Below are 17,982 nucleotides of genomic sequence, written 5' to 3'. Positions count from 1 at the left end.
TAGCGACTCAGCGGTAGCCGGCGGCGACGATGTTTGCCTGCACCGCGCTCTCGGTCGCGTCGGAGGGGTATCCGGACACCATCGCGCCCTCGTAGAAGGTGCCGGCGCTGAGGTTCGCGCCGCCGCCGGGCTTGCAGCAGTCACCACCGCTGCCGAGGATGATGGCGCCCTGCTTCTTCATGGGGCTGTAGCCGGGCGGAAGCGCGCCGTCCCAGAGCGTGGTCAGGCTTCCGGTCTGGCCGTTGCCGCCCTTGAGCGCGAAACGGCTCGTCCCGTTGTTCTTCAACATCGCTGTCACGAACTTGCTGGTGAAGGCCCGCTGGTTCGGGTTCCAGGTCTGGCTGCCACCGGAGTAGAGGCCCCATTCGAGGTCGGCCTGGACCCATGGGCCGGAGCCGGCGCAGCCGCCGAACCAGCACTGGGTGCTGAAGTTGATCGCGTCCATCGCCCCGGCCGCGTCGGCCGCTCGGGTCGTCTCACTGTTGCCGTAGTCGAAGCAGCAGCCGCCGTTGACATGGGTGCCGCTGGTCACCATGTACATGCCTTCGGGGGCGCTGCCGGTCGGTACGCCGGTCAGGTGGCCGTCCCGCCAGTAGCTGTTGCCGGGGTTGATGTAGAGCGAGTAGGCCTTGCTGCCGCCGACCGCCAGCGACTCCGACGTCGCGACCGCCGGGCGGCTCTGGCTGGATCCGGGAACGACACTCGATCCCTGGTACCAGAGGTCGTTCCCGCGGCCGGACTGGTCGTAGACGACGGTGACGACACAGGTGGTCCCCGCGCAGAACGAGTCCTGCGTCGCCGCGTCGGCGGTGCCGCCCGCGCTGCGGACGCCGATGTTCCGGGTCGTGCTGTCGGAGGAGCGCCGGACCTGGTAGAGGTTGCCGGTGTAGGTGCCGTAGAGCGCTCGTGCGGTGCTGTGGGCGGCGATGCAGGGGGTGCCGCCCGAGGCGTAGATGTCGCACGTGCCCGCACCGCCCGGCACCGGCGGGTCCGGCGGCGGGGTCGGCGAGTTCCACTGCTGGTTGGTGCCGCCGTGGCAGCTCCAGAGGGTGATTCTGGTGCCGTTGGCGGTGCCTGCGGCGTTGGCGTCGAGGCAGAGTCCGGAGTGGACGCCGGTGATGGTGCCGTTGGGGTTGACGTTCCACTGCTGGTTGTTCTGGCCGTTGCAGTCCCAGACGATGACCGGGGTGCCGCTGGTGGTGCCGCGTCCGCTGGCGTCGAGGCACTTGTTGCCGGAGACGGTCAGTTGTCTGCTCGCGGTGTAGGTCCAGGTCTGGCCGGTCGTGCCGGTGCAGTCCCAGAGGTGGGTCTGGGTGCCGTTGGCGGTGCCGGGGACGGTCAGGCAGCGGCCGGACTGCGCGCCCACGAGGGGTGCGCTCTGCCCGGGCTCGATCGGTGCCGCCACCGCGGTGGCGCCGACCGCGACGAGCACCAGGACGGCACCCAGCGCGGACAGACGCCGGTACCAGCGGGACCGGGGTAGGCGAAACAGCATGGCGGTTCCTCACCTGGTCGTAGGGAGGGATGCCCGGCGCGCAACCGCGCCGGGCATCCCGTCCGGACGGGCTATACGGCGGTGAACCGCCACTGTTGGTTGGTGCCGCCGTGGCAGCTCCACTGCAGGAGTCGTGCGCCGTCAGCCGTAGAGGCGCCGTTGACGTCGACGCACAGACCACTGGGGAGGCTCTTCATCGTGTACACGCCCGCCGTGGTGGTGGGTGTGACGACGAACTTCTGCGGGTTTCCGTTGTCGCAGGTGGACTGTTGCAGGAACGCGCCCTGGGCGGTGGACCCGCCCGCGACGGCGAGGCACTTGCCGCTGTGCACCGCCTTCAGGTGGACGGCGCCGCCACCGGCGTCGATGGCCTGCCACTTCTGGTTGTCCGCGCCGGTGGCCGGCCACTGGACGATCTGGGCGCCGTCAGCAGTCGAGGCGCTGTTGACGTCCATGGATTTGCCGCTGTGCTGCGCCGCGACTGTCCAGGTGCGACCGGCGACGCCACCGCCGCCGCTGCCCGGTTCGCCGACCCCGTTGCCGCCGAAGGTGAGCGAGTCGAGGTCGAACCAGTTGCTCGAGGTGCCCTTGAACACCAGGTAGAGCGAGTGCGAGCCGGCGAGATCGGCCGTGTTCACCGCCGGCGTGGACTGGTAGGTGTTCCAGCCGCCGGTGCTTGGCACGGGTGTCGTGGCCAGGAGCGTGCCGGTCGGGGAGTCGGCGCGCAGCTCGATCGATCCGCCGCCGCTCGGCGACGACAGGCGGTAGCGCACGCTCGTGACACCCGACAGGCTCATCGGTTTGAACGCGATCCAGTCGCCGTCGGAGATGTTGCCGACCCGTTTGCCGCTCTCCGCGCCGGCCTGCTCGACGATCTGCACACCCGACTGGTCGGTGTAGAACTCGGCCTGCTTGTGCTTGGGTTGGAGGATCGCCTGGGCGTAGCCGGTGAGCGGGTTCGCACCGCCGGGGCCGCCGTCGTCGGTGTAGCGGGCGTTGAGGACGTAGTACAGGTTGGCGCCGTCGGGGTGCCCGCCCAGCAGCGTCGTGTCGATGGTGCCCGAGCACCCCGGGTGGTCCGTGGTCTCGTGCTGGTGGTCGTCGTGGCCGAGGGCGGGATTGACGAACACCTTGGCGCAGTCGACGGGCGCGCCGCCGGGGTCCGAGACGGACACCTTGTACGGGACGCGGTCGCCGAAGTCCAGCATGCCGCCGTCGGACGGAATCGTGATGGTGACCTTCGGTGCGGTGTTGCCCACGGTGATCGGCACGTTGGCGAAGGCCGTCTTTCCGGTGTTGTCGGTGACCTTGAGCTGGGCGGTGTAGTTGCCGTTGGCGGTGTAGGTGTGGGACGGGTTGGCCGCCGTGGACGTGGTGCCGTCGCCGAACGTCCAGTGGTAGCCGAGCGTGTTGCCGGGATCCGGGTCCGTGGATCCCGCGCTGCTGAACTGCACGTTCAGTGGCGCGTTCCCGTTGGTGGGTGTTCCGGTGGCTTTGGCGATCGGCGACCGTCCGCCGTGGTTGTAGTCGATGCGGTAGAGACCCGAGTCGTTGTTGCCACCGGAGAAGTTGTTGCCCCATTCGAGCAGGTACAGCGAGCCGTCGGGCCCGAACTCCATGTCCATGGGCTTGAGGAACTTGCCGGCGGGCATGAAGGGGTTGGTCCGGGTGACCGCGGTCGCGGAGTCGAAGTGGACCTCTTTGATGGTGTGGCGCGACCACTCGTAGAAGAAGTGGACCCCGTCGTAGTACGGCGGGAACTTCGTGTCGGACGGGTTCGCGGCGTTGTAGCGGTAGACCGGTCCGCCCATCGGCGCCGAGCCGCCGGAGCCGAGTTCGGGGAAGTCCGGGGAGACGTCGTAGCCGTACCACATGTTCGGCGCGACGATCGGCTTGAGGTTGGTCAGGCCGGTGTTGTTCGGCGAGTTGTTGACCGGCGCGTTGCAGTTGAACTTGGCGCCGACGGCGCCGGTGCTCGGGTTGTAGGGCGCGTAGGCCTGGTTGTTGCCGTGGCAGAACGGCCAGCCGTAGTTGCCCGGGGTCTTGATGACATTGAGCTCGACGAGCCCTTCGGGGCCGCGGTTCGTCGCGGGGCCGCCCCGGTCCGGGCCGTAGTCGGCGAGGTAGACCCACCCGTTGTCCGGGTCGATGGAGAAGCGGAACGGGTTGCGGAAGCCCATCGCGTAGATCTCCGGCCGGGTCTGCGCCGTGCCCTGCGGGTAGAGGTTGCCGGCCGGGACGGTGTAGCCGCCGTCGGCCGACGGCCGGATGCGCAGGAGCTTGCCCCGCAGGTCGTTGGTGTTGCCGGCGGTGCGGGCGGCGTCGAGGTTGGCCTTGCCCGGCCGCCAGTCCAGCGGGGCGTAGCCCTGCCAGTTGGAGTCGAGGTTCGGTGGGACGTCGTCCCCGGTGCCGATGTAGAGGTTCTTGTCGGGGCCGAACTCGATGTATCCGCCGGTGTGTCCGGGTTCGGCGAACGTGCGGTCCCGGGTCGCGGGGATGTCGATGATCGTCACCTGGCTCGACATGTTCAGGGTGTCGCCGGTGAGCGTGAACCGGGAGACCCGGTTGATGTCGGTCGGGACTCCGGCCGGGGAGTGATACAGGTACACGTAGCCGTTGCGGGCGAAGTCGGGGTCGAGTGCCAAGCCGGTGAGACCGTCCTCTCCGCCGGTGTAGACGCTGAGGGTGCCCGCTGTCACGGTGTTGTTCGTGGTCGGTTTGAAGATCTTCAGCTGCCCGGCGCGCTGGACGTAGAGCACCCGCCCGTCCGGGGCGACCGCGAGGGCCATCGGATCTGCGGTGTTGTCGTCGAGGGTGCGTTTTTCGAAGTTGCTCCACACGGTGCCGCCGCAGTCGCCGGGCTCGTTGCCGGCCGCCCACTTGACGCCCCCGAGGACGTGGTTGCGGAAGTGGGTCTCGCTGTAGGCCGCGCTGTCGTGCCCCATGGCGGTGGCCCACACGCGGCCGCCGCCGGTGTTGCGGCACCAGGAGATGGGGTGGTCCGGTCCCATGGCGCGGGAGCCGGGGTTGTACGTGCGCTCGTCCGCGGTGACCAGGACATGGACGTCACCGCGGGGGTTGCGGTCGAAGTTGTACCACTCCTCGCTGCGGTTCCAACGGTCCGGCAGGCCGGCCGTCGAGGGGTGCTTCTTGTCCGCGACGACGGCGGTGCCGGGCAGCACGCCGGGGGAGTGCTCCGGCATGTGTGCGCCGCCGTTGATGGTCTGGTCCCACCACGGGTACTCGTTCTCGATGCCCATGTCGGTGGCGTTGTGGATCGCGACGATGCCCTTGCCGCTGGCGAGATAGCCCTCCACGGCCTGGCGTTGGGCCGTCGTGGTCCACACCATTCCCGAGGTCTGGAACATGATGAGCACGTCGAAGGTGGCGAGGTTGGCCGGGGTGAAAACACTCGAGTCCTCGCTGTGGACCAACTCGAAGTTGTGGGCGGCCGCCTGCTCCCGGAACATCGTGAGGCCGGCGGGGATCGAATCGTGCCGGTAGCCGGTTGTCTTCGTGAAGACCAGGGCTCGGAACGTCGGGGCCGCTGACGCCGGTTGGGCGATGACGAGCGACAGGAGCACGCTCGCGATCGCCCCGAAGATTAATATGATGCGACGCATGCCGTCTCCTATGTCGGCGGAGCAACGATGGCATGACCACGGGCACGCGTCGGCCGCACCTGCGATGCGCCACAGTTCCTGAGCGCGTCGTAGGACCGCATGTGCCGTCAGCTCGTCGTCCCGTCCGCCGTGACGGGCAGTCAAGTCCCTACGGAAGAGAGGGGGGCGTCACACCAGATGCGACCGTCTCCCGTGGTCTGCCGGACAGCATGCAGCGGCCTTTCGAAAGAGTCAATATGCTTCGGGCGCGGCCGATTCCATAACACATTTTGCGTATCAATCATCGTGGTGCGGCGTGCGACCGTCGTCGGGCCGATTCGATAACACATTTCGCGCATCAGTCGTTCAGGGGCGGCACGCGACCGCTGACGGGCCGACTCGATAACAGATTTTGGTGTGTCGATCGCTGTCGGCTGATTGCCGTCCCACATTGCGCAGTTCGAACGGCGAACGTCCTTCTGTGATGTCCGGTGTATTGCCAGGCGCTCATCGAGGCATTTAACCTCGGGGCCGCGATGTCGCCATCACATCCGGCGAGAATTCGCGGCTATTCGACGATGGCTCGCGGGCGGAACCGTCATTTCACGCCGACCGCACCCAAACGATGCAGCTATCGGTGACTCGATCCTGCTGACGACGCGAATGTAGAGGGTCCCACGATGTCTGGCCTGCTGCCGTCACCGCTGCTCGCTCTGCGAGGCATCGGCAAGTCGTTCCTCGGCGTGCGGGTGCTCGACGGTGTCGACCTCCAGGTTCGGCCGGGTGAGGTGCACGCGGTCGTGGGCGAGAACGGCGCGGGCAAGTCCACGCTCATGAAGGTGGTGTCCGGCGTCCACCAACCCGACGAGGGAACGGTCGAGTTCGCCGGCGCACCGCGGACGTTCCGCAGCCCGCGTGAGGCCCGCCAGGCCGGTATCGGCATCGTCTACCAGGAGTTGACCCTGCTGCCCGAGCGCACCGTCGCGGAGAACGTCTGCCTGGGCCGCGAGCCCCTGCGCCGCGGGCTCGTCGACCGCAGGGCGATGCTCAGCCACACCGCGGAACTCCTCGCCTCGATCGGGGAGGGCTCGTTGCCGCCCGGCACGCGCGTGGGACGGCTCGGCGTCGCGCAGCAACAGGTGGTCGAGATCGTCAAGGCGCTCTCCCTGGACGCGCGACTGCTCATCATGGACGAGCCCACCGCGGCTCTCGCCGACCACGAAGTCGACCAGCTCTACGCGCTCGTGCGGCGGTTGCAGGAGCAGGGGATCGGCGTGCTGTACGTCTCGCACCGCCTCAGGGAGGTCTTCGACCTGTCCAGCCGGATCACCGTGCTCAAGGACGGCCGGGCGGTGGCCACCTTGAACACCGCGAATACCAGCGCCGATGAGCTGGTGCGGCACATGGTCGGCCGCGAGCTGTCGAGCTACTACCCCGGCCCGGCGCAGCCGCAGGAGCTGGGCCCGGTGCGGCTGACCGTCCGGGGCGGAGGTAACCGGAAGCTGCACGGCATCGACCTGCGGCTGCGCGCCGGCGAGGTGCTCGGCGTCGGCGGCCTGCAAGGTTCCGGCCGGTCGGCGCTGGCCCGCGCACTGTTCGGCGCCGCACCGTTCAGCACCGGCCAGGTGACCGTCGACGGAGCGCCGGTCCGGCTGCGCTCGCCCCGCGCCGCGATACGGGCCGGTATCGCCTACGTCTCTGAGGACCGCAAGGGCGAGGGGATCGTCGCCGAGCAGTCGGTGCTCGACAACGCGCTGTTGGCCGGCCGCGCCGTCCGCCCGGCACGGCTCGGCCGCGGTGCCCGGACCGCGCGGGTCCGGGAACTGCTCGCTGCCGTCGAGCTTCGCGCCGCGGGGGAAAACCAGGAAGTCCGTTTCCTGTCCGGGGGCAACCAGCAGAAGGTCGTGCTGGCCAGGTGGCTCGCGCTCGCCCCGCGGATCCTGCTCTTCGACGAGCCGACCCGAGGCATCGACGTGGGCGCCAAGTCGGCGATCCACGACCTCGTCCGCCGACTGGCCCGCGACGGCGCCGCCGTGCTGATGGTCTCGTCCGAGCTGCCCGAGCTGCTCGGCATGAGCGACCGGATCGTCGTCATGCGCGACGGCCGGATCGCCGGCGAGCTACCCGCCGGCGCGACCGAGGAGGATGTCGTCGCCCTGGCGGTCGGCACCGCGCGGGAGGCGGCCGGATGAGCGGCGCGCTGTCTTTGCCGGCCCGGCGGACCCCGCCCGGCGTGTTCGTCGCCCTGGTCCTCACCCTGGCGGTCGGCTGGATCGTCGTCACGGTCGACGGCGGCCGGTTGTTCACCCTGCCGACGACGGTGAGCCTGCTGCACGTCGCCGCCGGTCTGGGCCTCGTCGCGGTCGGCCAGACGCTGGTCGTCATCGGGGGCTCGCTGGACCTGTCCGTGGCGTACGTGGTCAGCCTGAGCACCCTCGTCGCCGCCGAGACCATGGCCGGTGACGACGGTGCGCTGCTGCCCGCGATCGGTCTGACGCTCGCCGTCAGCGCCGCGATCGGCCTCGTCAACGGCCTGCTCGTCACCGCCGCGCGGATCAACCCCTTCATCGCGACCGTCGGCGTCGGACTGCTGCTGAAGGGTTACCTCGACCACGGGTACGACGGCCCGGCCGGCAAGACCGCGCCCGCCCTCGTGCAGGGCCTGGGGTACCAGCGCGTCGGCCCGGTGCCGCTGTCGTTCCTGCTGCTGCTCGCCGTAGCCGCCGCGGCCTGGTTCGTGCTGGCGCGCACCCGCTTCGGCCACCACCTCATCGCCGTGGGCGGTGACCCGGAGGTCGCCCGGCTCTCCGGCGTACGGGGCAACCGGGTCCTCGTCACCGCCCATGTGCTGTGCGCCCTGTGCGCCGGCCTCGCCGGGGTCTACCTCGCCAGTCGGCTCGGCGCCGGCGCACCGAGGGTGGGCACCGAGGGACTGTACGACCTGGAGTCGATCGCCGCGGTGGTGCTCGGCGGCACCGCCCTGGCCGGCGGGCGCGGCGGCGTCGTCGGCACGGTCGGCGGGGTGCTGCTGCTCGCGAGCATCGACGCCGTCTTCAACCAGCTCGAGGTCGACGTGTTCTTCAAGCAGGTCATCCGTGGCGTGATCATCATCGCGGCGGTCGCCGTCTACGCCCGCCGGGCGACGCGAAAGGCGTCCTAGCATGAAGATCGCGCGCCCACCGAGGCTCCTCACCTTCCGCTCCGGCGGTCTCGCACCGATCGTCATGATCCTGGCGGTGTTGCTGGTTCTGCTGACCGTCCGCCAACCGGACTTCCTCTCGCCGCCGTCGCTGATGTCGTTCCTCGGCCGCTCCGCGCCGGTCGTCCTGCTCGCCGCCGGCCAGTACTTCGTGATCGTCTCCGGCGAGTTGGACCTGTCCGTCGGCTCCCTGGTCACCGCACAGGTGGTCATCGCGGCCCGGTTGATCGACGGCGATCCGTCGGCCGGCTGGCCCGTCGTCGCGCTCCTGTTCGCGTTCGGCATCGCCGTCGGCCTCGTCAACGGCCTCGTCACCACGCGGCTGCGGGTGCCGTCGTTCATCACGACCCTCGGGATGTTCCTGATCCTCGTCGGCGCCGTGTACCTGTGGACCAACGGTGCCCCCAGGGGCGGCCTCTCCGAGGAGTTCCGCCGGCTCGGCCGGTCGGCGTTCGAGGACGTGCCCGTGCTGGGCCGGATACCGTACGCCCTGCTCATCCTGGTGGCGGCGGCCGCTGTGGCGCTGGTGCTGACGCGTTCGGACTTCGGCCGCACCCTGGTCGCCGTCGGCGGCAACCCGCGCACCGCCGAACTGAGCGGCGTGCGCGTATGGCGCGCCAAGACCATGGCGTTCGTCCTCAGCGGACTCGCCGCCACGCTCGCCGCGGTCCTGATCGGCGGGTACAGCGGAGTGTCGTTCCAGGCCGGTGCCGGCCTGGAGTTCGGCGCGATCACCGCGGCGGTCCTCGGCGGTGTCGCTCTGGGCGGGGGCCGCGGTTCCGTCGTCGGCGCGATGCTGGGCGCGCTGACCCTCGAGACGCTCTTCACGCTCATGAACTTCTACGGCGTCTCCGGCGCCCTCGAACCGACCGTCCAGGGCGCGATCATTCTGCTCGCCGTGGCGTCGGCGTCCTTCCGTCTCCCGTCCAGATGAAGGGGATCCAGTGAGGCACTCCATGACGGTGCTGGCCGTGAGCACCTTGCTGGTGCTGGCCGGCTGCTCCACCGACGAGCCCACCACCCGCGCGTCGGGTTCGCCCTCCGCGGGCACCGGGTCGGGCACCGGGAAGCAGTCGACGTTCTTCGTGCGGGCCGACTACGACAAGCAGCTGGCGCTGCTGGACACCGCGCCCACCGGACCGGCCGGCAAGCCCTGGGAACAGGCGCTCGACCCGGCGATGGTGGAGACCGCGAAGTTCAAGAAGCCCGGGCCGTACAAGATCTGCTTCTCCAACGCGGGGCTGAACAACCCCTGGCGCCAGGTCGGTTTCAAGACCATGCAGGCCGAGGTCGACACGCACCGTGACCGGATCTCCGACTTCGTCCACGTCGATGCCGAAGGCAAGGACCAGAAGCAGATCGCCGACATCAACGACCTGCTCGGCAGGGGCTGCCACGCGCTCATCGTCTCGCCGAACACCACCGCGACGCTCACCCCGGCCGTGGAGGCCGCCTGCCGGAAGGGCCTGCCGGTCATCGTCTTCGACCGCGGCGTCGACACGACCTGCCCGGTGACGTTCATCAACCCGATCGGCGGTTACGGATTCGGTCACGTCGCGGCGGAGTTCGTCACCCAGAAGATGAAGCGGGGCGGCAAGGTGCTCGCGCTGCGCATCCTGCCCGGCGTCGACGTGCTGGAGACCCGTTGGTCCGCGGCGAAGGTCGCGTTCGACAAGGCGGGCGTCGACGTCGTCGGCGTCGAGTTCACCGACGGCGACCCGGCCAGGACGAAGAAGATCGTCAATGACTACATCCAGCGGCACGGCACGATCGACGGCGTCTGGATGGACGCCGGGGCGGTCGCGGGCGCGGCGGTCGAGGCGTTCGAGGACGCGGGAAAGCCCGTGCCGCCGATCAACGGCGAGGACCAGCTCGACTTCCTGAGGCTGTGGAAGGACAAGAAGCTCACGGCGATCGCCCCGACGTACCCGACCTACCAGTGGCGCACCCCGATCATCGCCGCGCTGAAGATCCTCGACGGCGAGCAGGTGCCGAACCCGTGGAAGCTGCCGCAGCCGACCATCACCGAGGACAACCTGGACGAGTACGTCGACCCCGCCATGCCGCCGCTGCACTACGCGATGTGCGGCTGCACGGACCTGCCCGGCTACCCGAAGCGCTGGAAGTAGGCCGGTGTACCCCATCGGTGTCAACCCGTGGGTCTGGGCCTCGCCGGTCGACGACGAGGCCCTGGCCGAACTGGTGCCGCGGATCGCCGGGTTCGGTTTCGACGCGGTCGAGTTGCCGATCGAGCAACCCGGCCACTGGGACCCGGCCCGCACCCGGGACCTGCTGGCGGCGTACGGTCTGCGCGCGGTCGGCGTCTGTGCGGTCACCTCGCCCGGACGTGACCTCGTGAACGCGCCGCCGGAGGTCGTCGCCTCCACCGCGGCGTACCTGAAAACGTGTGTGGACAGTGCGGTGGCCGTCGGCGCGCCCTGTGTCGGCGGCCCGGTCTACGCCGCGGTGGGGCGGACCTGGCGCATGTCACCGGGGGAGCGCGCGGCCTGTTACGCGGACGTCCGCCGAGCCCTGCGGCCGGTGGCCGACCACGCGGGGGAGCGGGGGGTGAGCATCGGAGTGGAGGCCCTCAACCGCTATGAGACGAGCGTCGTCAACACGCTCGCGCAGGCGGTGGAGCTGATCGACGGCCTGCCCGCGAACGTCGGTCTCATGATCGACACCTATCACATGAACATCGAGGAGGCCGATCCCTACGGGGCGCTCGTCGCGGCTGGTCCGCACCTCAAGCACGTCCAGGTCAGCGGGACCGACCGCGGGACCCCGGGTGCCGACCACTTCGACTGGCCACGCTTCTTCGCGGGCCTGGCCAGGACCGGCTACCGCGGCGCGGTGTGCATCGAGTCGTTCACCGCGCGGAACGAGGCCATCGCCACCGCGGCGTCGATCTGGCGGCCGCTCGCCCCGTCGCAGGACGCCCTCGCCCGCGACGGGCTGTCCTACCTCCGAACTGTCCTGCGCGGACTGGACAACGCTCCCGGGAGGGGGGTGAAGCCCGTATCCCCGCACGCCGAGTAGCCCGGTCGCGCCGTCATCCCGCCGCCCGGGAACCGCCATAAGGAGAAGACGTGTTCACAGCTCGCACGATACGAAGGTGGCTTCGGTGCGGAGCCGCCACGGTCGGACTGACCGCGACCGCCGTGATGGCGCTCCCCGCACCCGCATCCGCAGCTCCCCGCATGGTGTACGTCTCGCCGTCCGGCACCGGCACGGACTGTTCCAGCGCGCAGCCGTGCTCACTGGCAGCCGCGCAGGCGGCGGTGCGATCGCTCAACGACACCATGTCGGACGACATCGTGGTGCAGTTGGCCGACGGTCTGTACCGGCTGGCCCAACCCTTGCGGCTGACGGCGGAGGACTCCGGCTCGGGCGGTCACAGGGTGGTGTGGCAGGCCGCCCCGTCGGCGCGTCCGGTGATCACCGGTGCCCGCGCGGTCACCGGCTGGTCGGTGGCCGACGCGACCAAAAACATCTGGCGGGCCGACGTGCCCGCCGGTCTCGATGCCCGACAGCTCTATGTCGACGGCGCCGTGGCCACCCGGGCACGCACGCAGGTGAACAGGGCCGATTTCACGGCCACCAGCGCCGGAATGAGGTTCTCCAGCGGTGCGCTGAGCTATCTGAACAACCTGGCCAATCAGAGCCGGATCGAGGTGGAGAGCGTCAACTCCTTCACCGACCGGTACTCGCCGGTGCAGAGCATCAGCGGGAACTTCATGACCATGCAGCAGCCGGCGTGGAACAACAACAACTTCGGCTACGACACCCTCATGCGGCCGCACCGGGCCGGTCCGTTCTACCTGTCCAACGCGTACGAATTCCTGGACGCACCCGGCGAGTGGTACCTCAACCCCACGGCCGGAGCCTTGTACTACATCCCCCGGGCCGGGCAGAACATGAGCGACGTCAGCGTGGAACTGCCGACGCTGCAGTCGCTGGTGAACCTCGGGGGCACGTACAGCGAGCCGGCGCACCACATCACGTTCAGCGGGATCACCTTCACCGGCACGAGCTGGCTGGGCCCGAGCAGCAACCAGGGTTACGCGGACCAGCAGACCGGCGCGTACATCGCCGGCAACTGGAACTGGCCGGGCTTCGACTCCTGCCACAACGGCTGCACGCAGTTCGAGGCTGCCCGGCCGCACTGGCTGCAGATGCCGTCCGCCGTGCAGATCTCCGCCGCCAACACCGTCACCTTCAGCGACTCCCGGTTCGTCAACCTGGGCCAGACGGCCATCGGTATCGGCAACGACGCGGGCGCGCACGCCAGCGGCGTCGGTCTGGGCGCCCGCGACATCACGGTGACCCGGTCGGAGATCGCCCGGAGTTCGGCCGGCGGCATCCTCGTCGGCGGTGTGCGCGCCGACGCCCACCACCCCAGCGACCAGCGCATGGTCAACAGGGACATCACGATCAGCAACAACCGCATCCACGACCTCGGGGCGGACTACCGGGGCATCGTCTCCGTCCTGACCACGTACGTCACCAACAGCACCGTCGCGCAGAACGAGGTCTACAACATGCCGTACTCCGGCATGTCGATCGGGTACGGCTGGGGCGCCAACGACGCGGGCGGCAGCGACCACTACGCCAACCGGGGCCTGTACAACTACCAGCCGCGCTACACGACGCCGACCACCGCGTCCAACAACCGGCTCATCGGCAACTACATCCACGACGTCATGCAGCAGATGAACGACGGTGGCTGCATCTACACGCTCGGATGGAACCCGAACGCGCTGATCAGCCGGAACCACTGCCTGCGGACCAACGGATATTTCGGCGTGTACTTCGACGAGGGCTCGAAGTACTACACAGCCACCAACAACGTCTTCTCGAACACCGGTACGTGGGCGACGGCCAACTACTGGGGTGGCGAGAACATGGGGAACTGGACCGTCACCAACAACTGGTCCACCAACGGCAGTACGAACATCACCAACGGGGACCGCGGGAACGTGGTCTCCGGCAATGTCACGGTCACCAACGGCAACTGGCCCGCCGGTGCCCAGGACGTCATGGCCTCCGCCGGACCGCAGGGCACGACCCCGCCGCCCACGGGTCAGCAGATCGTGGGCGCGCAGTCCGGCCGCTGCCTGACCGCCCCCGGCACCACCAACGGCACCCAGACCCACCTCTGGGACTGCACCGGCACGACCAGCCAGACCTGGACCTACACCGCCGGCAAACAGCTGACCGTCCCCGGCAACAAGTGCCTGGACGCCAGCGGACGCGGCACCACCAACGGCACCGCCGTCGTCATCTGGGACTGCAACGGCCAGAACAACCAGCAGTGGAACGTCAACCCCAACGGCACCATCACCGGCGTCCACTCCGGACTCTGCCTCGACGCCAACGCCGCAGGCACCGCCAACGGCACCAAAGTCACCCTCTGGGCCTGCCACGGCGGCACCAACCAGCAGTGGGCACTGCGGTAACGGAAGGTCTGTCCTCTCCTTCGGGACAGGAGCGGATGCCGGCGGCGGGGCCCGAGCGGGTGCGGGCCCCGCCGCGCCTCGGCAGCGCCGTCGTCAGCACCGCGGTGGTGCTCGCGACGGCGTCGGTCTGACCGGGGACGTCCGCCGTGATCCTGCCCTGCCGAACCCGCCGACGGCTCACTGGCCGAGGGCCTGAACGTCGAGCCGCAGGACCCGTCAGGCGCCGCTAACGCCGCAGGCGGCTCGGCTCGCCCGGCCCGCTGCGGCGTACCACCCACGCCTCGGTGATGTGGGTGAACATCGCCTCGGCCGCCCCCTGGGGGTCATGCGCGGCGATCCGTTCGTAGATGTGGCGGTGGCCGTGGTTGGACGCGACGCAGAAGGCGCGGCCGGTTCGGCCCGTGTAACGGGCGGTGTTGATGACCTGGCGCTCCAGCGAACGGACCACGGCACGGCCGATGCGGTTGCCCGAGGCCTGCATGACGGTGTCGTGGAACGCCCGGTCCTGTTCGTGGTACGAAGCGGGGTCGTCGACGAGCTGGTCCATCCGCTCCACCAGAACGCGCAGCCGGTCCGTCACCTCGGCGTTCGCCAGGCGGGCGGCGACGTTGGCCATGTCGGACTCCAGGGCGCGGCGGGTCGCGACGAGGTGATCGAGGATGGCCAGGCTCTCGTCCTCGGCGATGGTCGCGCCAAGGACCAGCTCGTCGAGCATGTTCCACATCGCTGACGGGGTGACCATCGTGCCGGCGCCCTGGCGGACCTGCACCAGCCCCTTCTCCTGGAGAATCTTCACCGCCTCGCGGACCACGGTGCGGCTGACCGAGAAGGTCTCGCAGAGCACGGGCTCGGGGGGAAGCGGCGAACCGGACGGATGGACTCCACGCACGATCCGCTCCACCAGCTCAGCCGTGACGGCGGCGGCGAGGTTCGCAGGGCGGCGGCTCCAGGCGGGGGCGTCGGAGGCCTCTGCGGATGACTGCGGTACTGCCGTCATGCATACCCCCCGGGACCCCTGCCGCACTGATTGTATCGCACCCGGTTGACGTCATACGTCATACGAGTTACACACGTCATACGAGTTGCGTTCCTCCTCAACCTCAACTGCCGGATAGCCGGCCACATCAGGAGAGCGGGGCAGCAATGAAGCAGCGAACACTGTGGTCGGCGACCCTTGTTGCCGGGCTCGTCGTCTTGGCCGGCTGCGGAAGCGCCTCCGACCCGGAATCTTCATCCGGTGGTTCGAAGGGCAAACTCGTCGTCTGGGACTGGAAGTCCGGCGACCCCACAGCGTCTTCTTACGTGAAGAAGGCCAAGGCCGACTTCGCCGAGCGGCATCCCGACGTGACGGTCGAGTTCGTCGCCCAGCCGTTCGAGCAGTACTACACCCTGCTCGGGGCCGCCATCCAAGCCGGTAAGGGGCCGGACGTCATGCTCTTCAACGGCGGCGGGCAGATCCGTGACCGCGCGGACTCCCTGCTGGCGTTGGACCAGTACGTCCGTGACGACAAGAAGCGGCTGGCCGGCTGGGAGGCCTTCACCAAGGACAACAAGACCTACGCCGCTCCGGTGACCTTGCAAGGTCACCCGATCTACTACAACAAGTCGCTCTACCGGAAGGCGGGGCTGGACCCGGAGCAACCGGCCACCAGCTGGAACGCGTTCGTCGCCAACTGCCGGACCCTCACCAAGGCGACCGGCGCCAGATGCTTCGCGCAGGGCAACAAGGAAGGCATCGGTATCCAGTTCTTCCTGTCCGGGCTCGGCTCGGGCGTCCTGTCGCCCACGGAGTACGACGACTGGATCGCCGGCAAGCGAGACTGGTCCTCCCCGGCGGTCAAGCGGGTCTTCTCGCTCTGGAAAGAGATCAACGACGAAGGCCTGAACAGCGAAGGGGCGAACTCGACGGCGATGTTCAACGACGCGTTCGCGGTCTTCCAGTCCAACAAGGCCGCCCACGTCATCGGGTTGATGTCGGACGTCGGGCACTGGAAGGACTTCGCCGAATTCCTCGACGCCGACAACGTCGGCGTCATGAAGGCGCCGGTCGTCACGCCCGGCGCCACGCCGAGCCTTCCCTACGACGGCGGCATCGGCTACGCCGTCGCGAAGCGGACCAAGGACCCCCAGGCCGCCGCAGACCTGGTGCGCTCCCTGACCTCGACCGACGCACTGAAGTCGTTCTACGCCGACGCGGGCGCCATCGCGGCCGACCGCACCGTGGACGTCTCGAGCGCCGGCCCGGCCGTGGCCACCATCGTCTCCGAGATCGAGGGCGGCAAGCCCGCCCTGCACGTCGCCCTGCCCTCCAAGACCGTGGACCTGATGGGGCGTTTGTCCCAGCAACTGCTCAGCGGATCGGTCACGGTCGACGCGGCCGTGAAGCAGCTGGCCGCGTCCGATCAGGCGGGCTGAGGCCATGTCACCCATGGATTCGTCGGTCCGCGCTGCTCAAGCAGAGCGGACCGACGGGGCGCGAGCAGGTGAGGCGGCAGCCGGCCGCGGACCCGCGTCGAAACCTCCGCGCGCCCGCGGCGGCCGGCGCGCCGAACGCCTCGCCCCCTACGTCCTGGTCGCCCCCGCTGTCCTGATCATCGTGGTGCTCCGGCTCTGGCCACTGGGGCTGGGCGTCAACTTCTCCTTCACCGGTGACGGCGAACGCAACGGCGCCATGGTGGGGCTCGACAACTACGCGGAACTCCTCGACGACCCGCTGTTCCACACCGCGCTGCGCAACGTCGGACTGCTGGTGCTCCTGCTGCCGGTCGCGGTCGCGATCCCGGGACTGCTCGCCACCTTCATCTACCTGCGGGTGCCCGGACACTCGTTCTTCCGGAGCGTCTACTTCTTCCCGGCTGTACTCTCACCGGTGATCGTCGGCGCGATCTTCAACCTGCTGCTGGCCTTCGACGGCCCGCTGAACGCCGTCCTCGACGGCTCAGGCCTCGGCCCGGTGGACTGGCTCGGCGATCCCGACGTAGCCATCTTCACCGTCGTCGGCGTGCACATCTGGGCGACGGCAGGAATGGCGTTGGTGGTGTTCCTGGCCGGGTTCGCGACCCTGGACCCCGCACTTCTGGACGCCGCACGGGTCGACGGCGCCTCGCTCGCGCGGATGATCTGGCACGTCATCATCCCCGGTCTGTCACGCACCATCCAGTTCGTCGTCGTCACCACGATGATCGGGATGCTGACCTCGATGTTCGGGCTGCTCTACGTCATGACCAGTGGCGGCCCGGAAGGGTCGACCTACCTGCCGGAGTACTACATCTGGATCCAACAGGGGCAGATGAGCCGCCCGGCGCTCGCGTCGGCCGCGTCCACCGCCCTCTTCGTCATCATGCTGGTCGTGGGTCTGCTACAGGTCGGCCTGCTGCGCCGGGCGGGGAGGGAGGACTGATGTCCCGCCTGGGGCCGAGCAGATGGCTGGTCGCCGTGCCGATGGTGATCCTCGCCCTGGCGACGATCTACCCGCTGCTGTTCACCGCCAACGTCGCGATGAAGACCCGCCGGGAGTACGTCCTCGACCGGTTCTCCCTGGCGAGCGCTCTGAGGTGGGACAACCTCAGCACGGCGTGGAACAGCGTCGGCATGGGGCGGTACTTCCTCAACTCCGTGATCGTGGTGGCCTGCGCCGTGGCCCTGCTCCTGCTCATCGGGTCCATGGCCGGGTTCGCGCTGGCCCAGATACGGTTCCGTGGCTCGTCCGCGCTGTATCTGGTCTGCCTCGCGGCACTGTTCATCCCGTTCCAGGTGATCATGGTGCCGCTGGCCAGGATCATGGCCGACGGCGGTCTCATCGACACCTATCCGGGGCTGGTCCTCGCCTACGTCGCACAGTTCCTGCCGTTCACCGTCTTCCTGATGACGAGCTACTACCGAGCGGTGCCCACCGAACTCGTCGACGCGGCACGGATCGACGGCAACACCCTGTACGGCGTCTACCGGCGCATCATGCTGCCGATGGGTGCCCCGGCACTGCTGTCGGTGGGCATCCTCGACGCGCTGTTCTGCTGGAACGACGTACTCATCTCGCTGCTGATGATGCCGTCGGCCGACCACCGCACCCTGATGGTCGGCATCACCTCACTGCGCGGCCAGTACTCCGCCGACATCCCCACCTTCGCAGCCGGTGTCCTGATCGCCGGGCTGCCCGTGTTGGTGACCTACCTGTTCCTGCAGCGCCAGATCGCTGACGGCGTGACGGCCGGCGCGACGAAGGGCTGA

Annotated in this window: 12 protein-coding genes; 9 read left to right on the top strand and 3 right to left on the bottom strand. The window is 69.0% G+C overall.

From position 1 onward, the window contains the following. Window positions 1-7: 7 nt before the first annotated feature. Together ACH41F_RS14560 and ACH41F_RS14555 are read right to left on the bottom strand one after the other, a co-directional pair. Entirely contained in the window at window positions 8-1,495 is a 1,488-nt protein-coding gene (locus tag ACH41F_RS14560) for an arabinofuranosidase catalytic domain-containing protein (protein ID WP_398835558.1), read from the bottom strand. Between the two features lie 71 nt (window positions 1,496-1,566). Continuing rightward, a complete protein-coding gene (locus ACH41F_RS14555; RefSeq protein ID WP_398835555.1) occupies window positions 1,567-5,118 on the bottom strand; it encodes a ThuA domain-containing protein in 3,552 nt (1,183 codons plus the stop codon). Window positions 5,119-5,777: 659 nt separating this feature from the next. On the opposite strand from ACH41F_RS14555, the gene ACH41F_RS14550 reads away from it, so the two are divergent. From ACH41F_RS14550 to ACH41F_RS14525, 6 genes are all read left to right on the top strand, one after another. After that, complete coding sequence (locus ACH41F_RS14550; RefSeq protein WP_398835553.1) at window positions 5,778-7,289, top strand: sugar ABC transporter ATP-binding protein; 1,512 nt, start codon at window positions 5,778-5,780, stop codon at window positions 7,287-7,289. Continuing rightward, window positions 7,286-8,257 carry an ABC transporter permease gene (locus ACH41F_RS14545; protein WP_398835551.1) on the top strand — a complete coding sequence of 324 codons (972 nt, stop codon included), beginning with the start codon at window positions 7,286-7,288 and terminating at the stop codon, window positions 8,255-8,257. Before ACH41F_RS14550 ends, ACH41F_RS14545 begins: the two co-directional genes overlap by 4 nt. A 1-nt stretch (window position 8,258) precedes the next feature. Continuing rightward, window positions 8,259-9,230 carry an ABC transporter permease gene (locus tag ACH41F_RS14540; protein ID WP_398835549.1) on the top strand — a complete coding sequence of 324 codons (972 nt, stop codon included), beginning with the start codon at window positions 8,259-8,261 and terminating at the stop codon, window positions 9,228-9,230. A 22-nt stretch (window positions 9,231-9,252) separates the two neighbouring features. Further along, window positions 9,253-10,425 carry a substrate-binding domain-containing protein gene (locus tag ACH41F_RS14535; RefSeq protein WP_391231548.1) on the top strand — a complete coding sequence of 391 codons (1,173 nt, stop codon included), beginning with the start codon at window positions 9,253-9,255 and terminating at the stop codon, window positions 10,423-10,425. A gap of 4 nt (window positions 10,426-10,429) precedes the next feature. After that, complete coding sequence (locus ACH41F_RS14530) at window positions 10,430-11,335, top strand: sugar phosphate isomerase/epimerase family protein (RefSeq protein WP_398835546.1); 906 nt, start codon at window positions 10,430-10,432, stop codon at window positions 11,333-11,335. A gap of 125 nt (window positions 11,336-11,460) precedes the next feature. After that, a complete protein-coding gene (locus tag ACH41F_RS14525; RefSeq protein ID WP_398836368.1) occupies window positions 11,461-13,755 on the top strand; it encodes a ricin-type beta-trefoil lectin domain protein in 2,295 nt (764 codons plus the stop codon). 226 nt (window positions 13,756-13,981) lie between these two features. On the opposite strand, the gene ACH41F_RS14520 is transcribed toward ACH41F_RS14525, so the two are convergent. Next, on the bottom strand, window positions 13,982-14,752 hold the full coding sequence (locus tag ACH41F_RS14520; protein ID WP_398835543.1) for a FadR/GntR family transcriptional regulator: 771 nt from the start codon (window positions 14,750-14,752) through the stop codon (window positions 13,982-13,984). Between the two features lie 146 nt (window positions 14,753-14,898). Here ACH41F_RS14520 and ACH41F_RS14515 point away from each other — a divergent pair, with 146 nt between their 5' ends. The 3 genes from ACH41F_RS14515 to ACH41F_RS14505 are packed head-to-tail and all read left to right on the top strand — an operon-like array spanning window position 14,899 to window position 17,982. After that, the gene (locus ACH41F_RS14515) at window positions 14,899-16,170 is read left to right on the top strand and encodes an ABC transporter substrate-binding protein (RefSeq protein WP_398835540.1); all 1,272 of its coding nucleotides are present in this window, start codon (window positions 14,899-14,901) and stop codon (window positions 16,168-16,170) included. Window positions 16,171-16,183: 13 nt separating this feature from the next. Beyond that, entirely contained in the window at window positions 16,184-17,155 is a 972-nt protein-coding gene (locus ACH41F_RS14510; protein WP_398835537.1) for a carbohydrate ABC transporter permease, read from the top strand. Then, the gene (locus tag ACH41F_RS14505; RefSeq protein WP_391231216.1) at window positions 17,155-17,982 is read left to right on the top strand and encodes an ABC transporter permease subunit; all 828 of its coding nucleotides are present in this window, start codon (window positions 17,155-17,157) and stop codon (window positions 17,980-17,982) included. Before ACH41F_RS14510 ends, ACH41F_RS14505 begins: the two co-directional genes overlap by 1 nt.

Origin of the sequence: Streptomyces sp. NPDC020489 (assembly GCF_044386545.1) — a bacterium.
In the GTDB taxonomy this organism is placed as follows: domain Bacteria; phylum Actinomycetota; class Actinomycetes; order Streptomycetales; family Streptomycetaceae; genus Streptomyces.
Note: the sequence above shows the minus strand (reverse complement) of the source record. Positions and strands in the feature narration are given on the sequence as shown.